Origin of the sequence: Nonlabens ulvanivorans, assembly GCF_032922765.1 — a bacterium.
Lineage (GTDB): Bacteria > Bacteroidota > Bacteroidia > Flavobacteriales > Flavobacteriaceae > Nonlabens > Nonlabens ulvanivorans.
Genome location: NZ_CP136694.1, coordinates 1,067,120 through 1,079,844 on the forward strand (window position 1 = coordinate 1,067,120; position 12,725 = coordinate 1,079,844).

General features: G+C 33.5%; 8 protein-coding genes. 4 read left to right on the plus strand and 4 right to left on the minus strand.

Annotated elements, in window-relative coordinates; all coding sequences use genetic code 11:
* Window positions 1-25: 25 nt before the first annotated feature.
* Window positions 26-1,243 (plus strand): Pycsar system effector family protein, encoded by a 1,218-nt coding sequence (locus R1T42_RS04925; RefSeq protein WP_317291521.1) that lies wholly within the window; start codon window positions 26-28, stop codon window positions 1,241-1,243.
* On the opposite strand, the gene R1T42_RS04930 is transcribed toward R1T42_RS04925, so the two are convergent.
* A complete protein-coding gene (locus R1T42_RS04930; protein WP_317291522.1) occupies window positions 1,209-3,581 on the minus strand; it encodes a GAF domain-containing protein in 2,373 nt (790 codons plus the stop codon). The genes R1T42_RS04925 and R1T42_RS04930 overlap by 35 nt on opposite strands.
* Window positions 3,582-3,692: 111 nt before the next feature.
* Here R1T42_RS04930 and R1T42_RS04935 point away from each other — a divergent pair, with 111 nt between their 5' ends.
* On the plus strand, window positions 3,693-4,814 hold the full coding sequence (locus R1T42_RS04935; RefSeq protein WP_317291523.1) for a TlpA disulfide reductase family protein: 1,122 nt from the start codon (window positions 3,693-3,695) through the stop codon (window positions 4,812-4,814).
* Here R1T42_RS04935 and R1T42_RS04940 read toward each other — a convergent pair.
* Window positions 4,809-5,447, minus strand: a complete 639-nt coding sequence (locus R1T42_RS04940; protein WP_036585114.1) for a rhomboid family intramembrane serine protease — start codon at window positions 5,445-5,447, stop codon at window positions 4,809-4,811. The genes R1T42_RS04935 and R1T42_RS04940 overlap by 6 nt on opposite strands.
* 50 nt (window positions 5,448-5,497) lie before the next feature.
* On the opposite strand from R1T42_RS04940, the gene R1T42_RS04945 reads away from it, so the two are divergent.
* The gene (locus tag R1T42_RS04945) at window positions 5,498-6,412 is read left to right on the plus strand and encodes a lysophospholipid acyltransferase family protein (protein WP_042296403.1); all 915 of its coding nucleotides are present in this window, start codon (window positions 5,498-5,500) and stop codon (window positions 6,410-6,412) included.
* On the opposite strand, the gene glmM is transcribed toward R1T42_RS04945, so the two are convergent.
* Entirely contained in the window at window positions 6,372-7,766 is a 1,395-nt protein-coding gene (gene glmM / locus R1T42_RS04950; protein WP_317291524.1) for a phosphoglucosamine mutase, read from the minus strand. The genes R1T42_RS04945 and glmM overlap by 41 nt on opposite strands.
* Before the next feature lie 63 nt (window positions 7,767-7,829).
* Here glmM and R1T42_RS04955 point away from each other — a divergent pair, with 63 nt between their 5' ends.
* Complete coding sequence (locus R1T42_RS04955; protein WP_042271907.1) at window positions 7,830-8,423, plus strand: acyl carrier protein phosphodiesterase; 594 nt, start codon at window positions 7,830-7,832, stop codon at window positions 8,421-8,423.
* Window positions 8,424-8,497: 74 nt separating this feature from the next.
* Here R1T42_RS04955 and R1T42_RS04960 read toward each other — a convergent pair whose 3' ends face one another.
* Window positions 8,498-12,718 (minus strand): PQQ-dependent sugar dehydrogenase, encoded by a 4,221-nt coding sequence (locus tag R1T42_RS04960; RefSeq protein WP_317291525.1) that lies wholly within the window; start codon window positions 12,716-12,718, stop codon window positions 8,498-8,500.
* Window positions 12,719-12,725: the final 7 nt, after the last annotated feature.

Below are 12,725 nucleotides of genomic sequence, written 5' to 3' on the forward strand. Positions count from 1 at the left end.
TTCATTTTGAGGTATCATTGAGACTATGAGAGATAACATTTTTCAAAAAGCAGACGATTTTGTTCTTGAGTTGTTTAAAACACAACTTGATGAAACTTATGTATATCATAATTACATGCATACCGCAAGAGTTGTTAAAAGTACTAAAGAGATAATTGAAAACACGGAAATCGATGTTAAAGAAGAACAAGCGTTAATAATTGCGGCATGGTTGCACGATACCGGCTATATAGATGGAGCAGAAGGTCATGAAGAACGCAGTGCTACTATCGCTGAGGATTTTTTAAATGACAATGGTGCAGATCAATCTATGATTAAACTGGTCAAAAAGTTAATTCTTGCCACAAAGTTTAATGGAACACCACAAACTGCTCTTGAAGAAATATTAAGAGATGCAGACGCCTCACATTTTGCAAAAGATTATTATGATGAAACCAGTGAGTTACTTAAAAAGGAACTAGAACTGCGTGGAATCGCCACGTATACTAATAAAGAATGGCGACAAGAAAACATAAGAGTATTCACTGAAAAACATCGTTATTACTCTGACTATGCTATTAAAAACTGGAATAAGGACAAGAATGAGAACCTTATGAAGTTATTGAAGAAGAAGAAAAAGAATAAGCAAAAACTTAAAAAAGAGAAACTTAAGGTCGATCTTAAAAATCAAAGTCCTGAACGCGCGATACAAACTCTATTTAGAACAGCACTACGTAATCATATTAAATTGAGTGATATAGCAGACACTAAAGCAAACATACTTCTATCTGTAAACGCGATTATTATCTCACTAGCACTAGCTAATTTGATACCTAAATTAGAACAGGTAAGTAATAGACACTTGCTATGGCCTACTCTTATTTTAGTTTTGTTTTCAGTAGCAAGTATTGTACTCTCTATAATGTCTACGAGACCTAATATAACATCTGGCGAGTTTACAGACGATGAAGTCCGAGAACGTAAGGTAAATTTACTTTTTTTTGGTAATTTTCATAAAATGCCATTGAATAAGTACAAGGACTCAGTAATGGATTTACTTGAAGAAAAAGAGGAAGTTTATGAATCTCTTATCAAGGATTTATACTACCTAGGTGTTGTACTTGCAAGAAAATACAAATTATTAAGGCTTACTTATACCATCTTTATGATAGGAATTATAGGATCAGTACTTGCGTTTGTTATTGCCTTTGCCCTACTCGATCTAGACTCTATTGTTGATGTAATTCCTGCAACAAATCCTTAAAGGTAAGACGTTTTTTATCTTCAGATTTTTTGTTGTAAAGCACGCCTACTCGTATCGCTTTAAGACCTATAACACCTTGTACGTCTTCTAGTTCTAGTAGTTCGATTTTATCGTTGAGATATTTTTGATCTTGAAGAAATGAAATGTATCTTAAGTACTCCAGTTCGCTCTCATGATTTGTATAGATGATTGAAATTTTACCTTTTTGGGTAATTCTTTCTTGAGTTCCTTTGATATTTGCTTTATCAATTCTCTTTTTAATCACCTCATACCTTGCGTTATAAGCTCCGTCGACATCAAAACGTTTCTCATCAATACGGTATCGAATACTTAACGTATTACCAAAGACTAAAATCATAGACGCTGCCTCTATTTGAACAGGAAGACTCTCTTGATACTGATAAAATTTATTTTCCATCTGTATCATGGTCTGTAACTGCCATAATCTAAGGTTATATAAATAGACCGGATTATAAGATTGACCTCTTACAATACTTGACCCTACATATATGTTGTGCTCTACACCGTCAGTTTTATAGCGTTCAAAGAAATGAGGATAAATTTCCTGAGCTTCCTTTTGCTTACGGTCTAAGAAACGAGCTAGTCTTTCATTAACAACCTGAACTGTTGTGTCGTAATTATCTCTATTAGTGAAGACAACGCCAGAGTCATGATTTAAAGTATTTTCATAATCTGTAACAAGCTGTTTTAATTTCTTAGATAAATCCTTAATATGAACCATAAAAGGATTTACTTCACTTTCAAGAATACTAATTATCTCACGTTCGGTATTTGCATTAATGCTTTTCAACTCAAGTTCGACTTGGAATTTGTGGATCCTATGAATAATTTGATCATAAATAGGTAATGGTTCATTCGCTTTCGCGAAAGCGAAAATCTCACTGACCAATTCGAGTTGTGATATTAAGTCGGTTTTAATCGCTTCATTACGTGCATCACTACTACCTACCACGTCAATTTGCCCATATAAGGGACTGACATCTTCAAATACTAAATCATTAAAATTGTCATCAGAAGACTCTGCTCGCGATCTAATCAGCCTACGAGCTTCTTGTTCAAATTTCCACTGCACACTAGGATGAATAGATGTACATTCTGTTTGTATAAGCGCTTTAATAGTAGTCTCATATTCTTGCTCTGAACGGATTAAAGCCATTTTAAGATAGTCTGAAATACCTTCTAATTTCTGTGCATTAAACGTGTTTAACAAATATGGTGTATAGCTGGCTAGTTCTAATATACCTAGTAATCTACCTTCGTGAGATATAGGATAAAATATAGCACTATTAAAACCAGCCTCAATTAAATTATCAGGTAGAAAAGTGTTTTCAATATTATCGCGATAATTTTTAACATCCGTTATAACTAGCGGTGTAAAATCTCTTAAAAGATGAGCATATGAATCTGCACAAAGGGCATTATTACAATTTTTTTCGTGACTAGAGCCTAGTAAAAAACTGCTTGAATCACTATAAACCATATTTTCAAAAAGCATGTCTACATTATTATAAATAGTAAACCCAACATGCAAATCCTCCATATTGAACATTTGCTTGAATATCTTTTCTACTTTTTCTGTCTCATGATTTGACTTTTCACCTAAATTACCAAGTAAAACTGTTTTTAAATCTGAAATAGCGTTATCCATAGTTACATCAGTAAGACTGATGATACCGAACCCTTTAAATGTGTAACTATTCTTAGGAAACTTAGATTTCCATAATTTTTTGTTTTCCGGATTGCGCAATAACTCTTTAATATCAACATCTGTCAGTCTGTACTTTTCATCCTTAAGGGCTACTTCAACAAAATCTGCATTGTAAGTGATGCGATAAGTTTTTAAATTACCATTTCCATCAGGTATTTGACAATGTAAAGGTTTACTTAAATCGATTTGAGCATTGTATACATCCTTAAGTATAACACCGCTTGCCATAGTGAAATAGTCAAAGTCTGTGTTAGAAAGAAGTGAAAATTTCTCATCTTTAATATGAGATAATAAATTTTCAAAGCGTTCTGATTTATTGAATAAGAAATCAGAAAATGGTACCGTTGCTGCTTTTATTTCGTTAAGTGTTAAAGCTCTTGGAAAAAGATCTGATAATAAAGTATTTATGACTTCTTTCTCTTGCTCAATCTCTTCAACCTGTAATCCTTCTTCTAATCGTGGATGGTTGCTTACATAATCTAACGTAGCAGTAAGAAATGCAATTGCAATAGGATTGGTCTCGGTCTTGAGACGTTCCCTATAATGATCTATTACCTTATGAAAACTTAAGGTAACTTCCATCATAAAATCTTCAGGTAACATATTCATAAGTACAAAGGTAAAACTATTGCGTCTAGGATAGCTATAGGTCCTATAGTTTTAGAAAGTTTTAACCTGTTCTATAGCTGTAAAACCACTATTTTTGAAAAAATAATTAGCATGAGATTTCTACTTCCTATTGTCGCACTTTTATTAATAATTTCTTGTAAAACAGAAACTAGTAATGATAACACTCACTTTATTGAAGGTACAGCGCCTGGTGTTTATAATGGAATGAGAGTATACATGAATAAATTGAACAGTACTAATAAACCTTTGATTATTGATACTGCGGTAGTTATGAATGAGAAGTTTTATTTTGAACAAGGAGAAAAGAAAGATTTTGCCGAGGTACGTTTCTTATCTATGGAGACTGGTAATGATCGTATGATTTTTATTGAAGGAGATGAACCTTTAAAAATCACATTAAACCAAGACTCGTTATGGGCTAGTTCTGTTACAGGAAGTGAAGAAAATAGAATTCTTTATGACTTTAGAGCTGACCAAGCTACTTATCAAAAAAGAACAAACGAATTTAAAACTGCACGCGGTAATGCTTACCGATCAGGTGATCAGCAAAAAGGCGATGATGTTACAAAAACATGGATGGACGCTGAAGAAGCTTATAAAAACGAGGTGTTTAACATCGTAAAGTCTAATCCTAATAAGTTAGTAAGCAGTATGATAATAGGCGATTTAGTGAATTCTAAATTAATTGATACCGACAAGGCTTTGGAATTATTTAATGTGTTAGAAGGTGACGTAAAGGAAACAGCTATCACTAAGAGTCTAGAGAGTTACCTGACTAAATTTACTACTACAGCCATAGGTGCAAAAGCACCATTATTTGAAGGTAAAACACCAGATGGTGATGTTTTAAAATTAGAAAATGTTTTAGGAAAAGTGACACTTATTGATTTCTGGGCTTCATGGTGTGGACCATGTAGACGTGAAAACCCTAATGTGGTTAGAGCTTATAAAGAATATCACGATAAAGGATTTAATATCATAAGTGTATCTCTAGATCGACAAAATGCTGAAGCAGCATGGAAAGCCGCTATCGAAAAAGATGAAATGGACTGGTACCATATTTCTAGATTAATGCACTGGCAGGACCCTATTGCCAAGCTATATAATGTAAGCAGCATACCTGCTACATTTTTACTAGATGAAAATGGAGTTATTATAGCAAAAGATTTACGAGGTCAAGCTTTACATAACAAACTAGCAGAGCTACTATAATTTGCCCATTTTTTTGAGTATAAATAAGGCTACTATCGGCAATAGCATTAAAACCACGGTAAGCGTTTGTTCAAATATGATATGGTAATCATATAGAATAGTCACAACATAACCGGCTACTGCTCCACCAAAATGGGCATCATGTCCAATATTATCTGATTTATTTTTCATACCATAAATAGAATAAGCTAAATATCCTATTGCAAAAACAAATCCTGGTATTATACCATATATATATATGCCAGGCTCTAACAATATTGCTGAATATATAATTCCCATTACTGCACCACTCGCTCCTATGGCACTATAGTGATATTCATCTTGATGAAAAAGATAACTGAGAACACCACCACCCAATAAGCTGGCAAAATAAACTACTAGAAAACCTATATCACCTAAATCTACAACTACGTAATGTGCAAAGAAATACAAGGTTAACATATTAAATATGAGGTGCTGTAGATCTGCATGTAAAAAACCGCTGGTTAAAAACCTTAACTGTTCACCACGCTGAATTCCTGCAATATTAAATTTGTATTTATCGAAGAAAAAACGGTCTTGAAACCCTTTAAAACTTACTAATGCACATGCTACTATAATCACTATAGTTACTATATCTAATCCTTGATTCATATCATTCTTTTACTACGCAACAAGATAGTATATTTGTCCAAATTTTATTTATGCAAGCGATTGCTTTTTATTTGTTTTATCCACTACTCTGGATCATTTCTAGACTTCCAGCACGATTAACGTATTTATTAAGTGATTTTGCATTTCTGATTGTTTACTATGTGATTGGATACCGTAAAAAAGTAATTATTAATAACTTAAAAATTGCTTTTCCTGAAAAATCAGAAATTGAGTTAAAAGAACTATGCCGGAAAACAACGCAGCATTTTTGCGATAGTTTTATTGAGGTTATCATGTCTATGTCTATGAGTCATGATGAGATGTTGAGTAGATTTGAATATACAAATCTTGAATTAATACATCAATTTAGAGATCAAAAAAGGCCGATTATAGTCATGTTTGGGCATCAAGCTAGTTATGAGTGGACAATGTGTATAGATGGTCTAGTCGATTATAAAATCATTGCTGTATACAAACCACTAGCCAATAAGTATTTTAATAAACTAATTGTTGATATAAGACAAAAGTTCAATTCTACTATGATAACTATGCGTGAAGCTAGTAATAATATCTCTCAAAGTATAAGTAATGGTGATATGGCAATGTATGGCTTAATAGCTGACCAATCACCAGCTAAGTATAGAGCACAACATTTCACAACTTTTTTCGGTAAAACAAGCGCCGTCTTTATGGGTAGCGAAAAGCTTGCTAAGGCTCATGATACAGCTGTAGTATATCTAGCTGTAGAGAAAATTAAAAGAGGTCACTATAAAGCTAATTTCCAAACCATAACAGAACATGCTGCGCAAACTAAAGATTGGGAAATAACAGATACTTTTTTAGACTTATTAGAAAAACAAATCAGAAAGCAACCAGAGTATTATCTCTGGTCGCATAAAAGATGGAAGGCAACACCAGAAAACATTAAGCGTAAGCCTGTGCTATCGCCTCGAGTTCAGCAATAAAACGATTTGCTAGATCATCAGCTTTAGTTTGAGTTGGTGCTTCTGTATATATTCTTATAATAGGTTCCGTATTTGATTTACGCATGTGAACCCATTCTGTTGGGAAATCTATTTTAACACCATCTATGGTGGTTAACTCTTCATTTACATATTGAGTAGCAATATCTTTCATGATATCATCTACAGGCATGCCTTTAGTTAATTGCACTTTATTCTTACTCATATAATACTCAGGATAACTTGCTCTTAAGGCACTTACTTTCATTTTCTTTTCAGTAAGTAATGATAAGAACATCGCTATACCTACTAAAGCATCACGACCATAATGAGAGTCTGGATAGATAATTCCACCATTACCTTCACCACCGATAACAGCGTTCATTTCCTTCATTTTAGTTACAACATTCACTTCTCCTACTGCTGCAGCATAATATGTACCACCATGTGCTTCAGTAATGTCTCTCAGTGCACGAGAAGATGATAAATTAGAAACTGTATTTCCTTTATGATGACCTAAGATATAATCTGCACAAGCGACAAGTGTATATTCCTCACCAAACATTTCTCCTTCTTCAGTCATAAAAGCAAGTCTATCCACATCTGGATCTACAGTTATTCCAAAATCTGCCTTATGCTCTACTACTGCAGCAGCAAGATCACCTAAATGCTCTTTTAAGGGCTCTGGATTATGTGGAAAATGACCTGTAGGATCACAATATAACTCAACTACTTCTACTCCTAATTTCTTTAATAATGCCGGCACAGCAATTCCTCCAGTAGAATTCACACCATCAACAACAACTTTTAAGTTCATTGCTTTTATGGCATCTACCTTAGTTACAGGCATATCTAAAACTAAATCAACATGCCTATCTATATAGTCCGTAACCACTTTTACAGTTCCTAGATCATCAACTTCTACATAATTAAAATCTTCTGCAGCCGCAGTATCTAGAATTTTCTGTCCTTCTACACCATTTAAAAATTCTCCTTTATTGTTTAAGAGTTTAAGGGCATTCCATTGTTTAGGATTATGACTGGCCGTTAAAATAATTCCTCCATCTGCATTTTCTATAGGCACTGCTACTTCTACCGTTGGTGTAGTACTCAAACCTAAATCTATGATGTGGCAGCCCATACCAACTAAAGTATTTTGAACTAAAGCTTGAATCATCGCACCGCTTAAACGAGCGTCTCTTCCTATTACCACTGTTGGATCACTTTTCCCAGAGGCTTCTTTAATCCATTTTGCATAAGCAGATGCAAATTTTACTGCATCTAATGGTGTTAAATTATCACCTGGCTCACCACCAATGGTTCCGCGAATTCCAGAAATAGATTTTATAAGTGTCATAGAAAAAATACTTTACATTTACCACAAAAGTAAGAGTACTCAACGCCATCTACAACTGCAACCATGAATTATCTCGCACATATTTATCTTTCTGGAAATGATACTGAATTACGTATTGGAAACTTTATCGCAGATTCTGTGCGTGGTAAAGATTTTACTATGTTTCCAGAACGTGTTGCTCAAGGTATTATTTTACATAGACATATTGATACGTTTACAGACTCACACCCTATAGTTAAGTTAAGTAAAGACCTAATACGCAGTGAGTACGGACATTGGAGCAGCGTCATCGTTGATTTATATTATGATCACTTTCTTGCTGCAAACTGGGCTGATTTCCATAAGGAACCGCTTGATATATATGTTGAACAATTCTATTCTGATTTAAAAGAGAATTATAACATACTTCCAGAAAAGGTTCAGAAATTTTTACCTTACATGGTAGATCAAAATTGGATTAGCAGCTATGCAACTGTAGATGGGATTTCACGCATCTTTCATCAAATGAATCATCGTACAAAAAACCGCAGTAAAATGAACTTTGCGCCTATAGAGCTTGTTAAATACTATAATGAAATGGAACGTCACTTTAGAGAGTTTTTTGAGGATCTAGAGTTTCATGTGAAGAAGCAGTTAGTTTACATTGATAATGGATAATACGCTTTCGCGAAAGCGTAAAAAAAAGCCTTTGTTGTAAAACAGAGGCTTTTTTAATAGGATATTTTTTTTATTTAATCCAGTATAATCTTATGCGATGAAAGTCGATTTGCATCCATAATATTCATAATGTAAGTTCCTTTCTTTAAAGTAATAGGTAAATTGATTTTTAACGTATTACCAATAGAGCTAATCGATTGAGGATCAATTTTAATTTCCTGACCAAGCATATTTGATAATTTAAAGTTTGCATCACTCTTTAAACCAGAAATATGAATAGTATGATCATTTGTAGGGTTAGGATATACACTAATTTCATTAACTAAATTGAAGTTATCATTTGATAAAGTTACATTAGAAAATTTAATTTGAAAACGATTTTCATTTACACTTTCAGGTATAGATGAATCTATAGTAAAACTATAAGTTGTGGAACCGTTTGAGGATAAAGCAGTATATGAATTTAAAAATGAATCATATAAATATGCTGGAGTAATAATTCCTTCGATTAAAATATTCAAATCATATTGAGACGATCTATAATTAGTTGCAATTAAATTGATATTATCACCATCTTGTATAGATTGTCTGTTTTCAATACTTAATAATTGACCACCATTTTTAATAGATATGTTCTCATCAATGTTAGTGAATTTTAAAGCATCTCGTGAATTAACTAGATTACTAGAAGTGGCATTAACATTAAGGACCACGGCATCTCTTTCTCTAGATCCTTGTGCAAATTCGGTAGATTCAAATAACTGAATTTTTAAACGAGAATTATTGATAGGAACTGAAAAGATATTTAATACTTGCTGATTCACCTCTTTATTATTTTCTTCAAAAGTCAAGCTTGTTGAACCATTATTTAAAGTGGTTACAAAAAACGCAGAATTAGGTTGAAGATAATTATTAAAACCACTACTAACATTTGAAGTATTATTACTAATATCAACAGTGACATAAGATCCTCTTGTATTAATAGTAGGATCCCAGAAATAAACAAAATTTGAATTAAGGTTAGTAGAGGCTCCTAGAACCTGACTTAAATCAACTGGTGCTTGATATGGATTACCAACAAAATTAAATTCACCTGCAATTGAACTTAAATTTGTGACAGTTTCAGTTCCTGTTTTTAAACTTCCCGTCGCTCTTAATACAGTGTTAGTTGCAACCGCAGTATTGATGGATAGGTCTGTAGTACGGTCACCTCTGACAAATAATCGATAAGGTGATCCCGCAACAAGAGTCGTTACATCTGTATTTTGAGGAGTTGTCCAAGACTGATTTATATTATCATATCCAAATAAAGATGGACTACCTGTAGCAGTAATGTCGAAACCATTTGCGCCAGTTATTGAACCTGTAATATGAGTTCCAAATGATCCTAAAGTAGATCCGTTTTCTTGCCAATTTTCATAGATACTTCCAGTAGAATTTACAGAAGAAGATATAAATCTGAATGCTCTCTTTGCAGGTATGAAACGCTCTGTTGTGAATAATCCATTTACTACACCAGTTACTTCATCAACAAAGGCTGTTCCATTAATATCACTTTTTAAAGTAACTACATTTAATGGGTTTACAGTCATATCATCAAAAATTGTTAGTAAATTATTAATACTTAAGTCTGAATTAATCATAGTTTCATTAAAAATACTCAAACTATTAACCTCAAAATCATTACCATTAATTTGCTGTGGTGTACCTCCTGCCATAGTAAGACTACCATTATTTGCTGTAAGATCTCCATTGATTTCTAAATTTTCATTTACAGTCAGACTATAAGAATCTATGTCTAATGTTGACCCGACATCAATAGTTAAATTTTTAAATTGAGTATTATCTGTAAAAGATGCATCACCGTTTTGAACTGTAACATCTCTATCACTAAGATTTATTCCACTAGGATCGTAAGGAAGCCATTCATTATCATAAACAAATGACACTATTCCCTCATCAACTCCTGGAGTAGGTGTTGCATATGTAGAAGCGTTATCAAAAATAACCCATTCTGTTGCGTCCCATATAGTTTCACCACTTACTACACCTATTTTTCTTACTGCTCTAGAGTTAGTATATTCCCATACTTCTCCTGTGCCGTCCTGTCCTATTAATCCATAAACATCCAAAACGGTAGTTGATGTTTCAATTACGTAAGTATCATTACCATCTCCAGATGCAGCATTAGCATATATATCAGGATTTTGACCATAAACAGAATTAGGTGATATAAGAAAGAATTCACCTGGCTGTATAGTACCATACAAATTTGTACTAGTTATAGTTGATGTCCCTCCATCTTCTTTTCTTAAAAACACTTGAGGGCTATTTAAATTAATAGCAACTGTTGTAGGGTTATGAATTTCTAAATAAGTACCTGTCCCACCATCTGCATTGTGTACCACTTCAGTAATAAAAAGTCCTGTCATTTCTGTAGTTGTAGTATTATTCACAGGTCCCGCAGGAGATGTTAAATAATCGATATCATCTGCAACATTAGAATAAGCTGTTATTTGAAAATAATAAGTTACTCCTTCATCAAGATTATTCCACATATACAATTCTTCACCGTTATTTACAGTTATTAAACCACTACCATCAGTAACGTCATTATCAATAACTGGTACAATTCCATCTGTAAAAGAAGGAAAATTACCTGGTGTAGTGCTTATCGCTATAGCATAACCGTCTGCTAGATTAAGGCCTACAACATCATCCCAAGTTAATTGAACAGATCCCGCACCAGGCGTTGCTGCGAAATTTGTTACTTGTGCAGATGGTTCTGGGAAAACTTGATATTCAAATTTAAATACTGCGCCTGGGTTTTGAATCGTTAAAAACGAACTACCAGATGGTCCAGAAGTAGATCCACCACTATCAGTCACCGCATAAATAGTATTACCATCAGGTGAAATTGCGATATCTCTATATCTATCTATTGAAGAATGAAATTCTATTAAATCTGTATTTACAGTATTAGTTGCATCAACACCATATCTATATATAGCTCCTTTTTTCAAGGTTGGCACAAAGATATTTTTTGAAAAAGGAAAGTTTCCGTTATCTTCATAAATATCAATACTAGAAGGTGCAACAGTTGGCCATGATAAAAAACCTCCTTGAGGAACACTAGATACAGTACTACCATATGTCGCAATAGGTCCTTGAAAATCTACTGGTAAGGTAAAATCTGTTTCCTTATGAGTTACAGAACCTGCCGGACACTCGTTATCATTAGTATTACATCCAGGTGCAGAAGCTTTAATACATTGCTCATATCCCTGATCATCCTGCTCACCTACAATTAGTGGCCATCCATAATTTTTACCTGGTACTATAATATTCACTTCATCATCCACACGATCACCATGTTCTGATTGAAATAATGTTCCGTTGCTGTCAAAAATAATACCTTGAGCATTTCTATGACCGTAAGTATAGATATGACTTCTTACTTTATCTGAGTCTGGACGATTAGTATCTGCATTATCAGGAAAGGGAGAATTTGAGAATGGATTTGCCACAGAGCCATCAGGGACTTCAAATGGATAAAACTTTGGATTATCAGAAGGTATAGATCCATCTAAATTGATTCTGAGTAACTTTCCTTGATAACTACTCCAATCTTGACTGTTAACCTGAGATTGTGTTGGTAAAGCTTGCGCCTGTACAAGTTTACATTTGTTTGCAAATTGATTATGACCTTGATCACCTACAGTATAATAGATTTTTAAGTCAGGACCAATTTTCATTCTTCCAGAATTATGATCATTACTAGCATTTATTCCTTCAATAAGTACAAATCTTGAAGCTGGAATTAAAGTTGAAGTTGCATTATCATATTCAAAACGAGTTATTCTTAATCTACGTGGTTGTCCTGTCGTATCTGAATTATCATAATATGTATAAGCTAGATATACATAATTATTAACTGTAGTAGTAACATCTGAAAATAAATCCGGATGAATAGCCATTCCCATTAATCCATCTTGGCCTGCATCGCTATACACCTCATTATGAAGATCTAACATTATAGTTTTTACACCTGTAGTGGGATTTACTCTTACGACTCTTTCTCCGTATAACGTGCCATCATCATTATTATCATTTGTAGCTCTCTCTGTTATCCAAAGCCAAGCATCAGGTCCATAAGAGATTTCATTTGGGTATGATACTAACTGATTTGTATTAGCTAATTTGGTCACTGTCCAATTCCTACTATTTGTTTCTGGGTTTTGTGCAAACAAAATGGTAGTACAGCATAGTACTATTAAAAAAATAGATTTTTTCATTATTTAT

Excerpts from the sequence above, each read along its gene's own strand:
- R1T42_RS04925 (WP_317291521.1), top strand. The coding sequence starts at position 26 with ATGAGAGATAACATTTTTCAAAAAGCAGACGATTTTGTTCTTGAGTTG.
- R1T42_RS04930 (WP_317291522.1), bottom strand. The coding sequence starts at position 3,581 with ATGAATATGTTACCTGAAGATTTTATGATGGAAGTTACCTTAAGTTTT.
- R1T42_RS04935 (WP_317291523.1), top strand. The coding sequence starts at position 3,693 with ATGAGATTTCTACTTCCTATTGTCGCACTTTTATTAATAATTTCTTGT.
- R1T42_RS04940 (WP_036585114.1), bottom strand. The coding sequence starts at position 5,447 with ATGAATCAAGGATTAGATATAGTAACTATAGTGATTATAGTAGCATGT.
- R1T42_RS04945 (WP_042296403.1), top strand. The coding sequence starts at position 5,498 with ATGCAAGCGATTGCTTTTTATTTGTTTTATCCACTACTCTGGATCATT.
- glmM (WP_317291524.1), bottom strand. The coding sequence starts at position 7,766 with ATGACACTTATAAAATCTATTTCTGGAATTCGCGGAACCATTGGTGGT.
- R1T42_RS04955 (WP_042271907.1), top strand. The coding sequence starts at position 7,830 with ATGAATTATCTCGCACATATTTATCTTTCTGGAAATGATACTGAATTA.
- R1T42_RS04960 (WP_317291525.1), bottom strand. The coding sequence starts at position 12,718 with ATGAAAAAATCTATTTTTTTAATAGTACTATGCTGTACTACCATTTTG.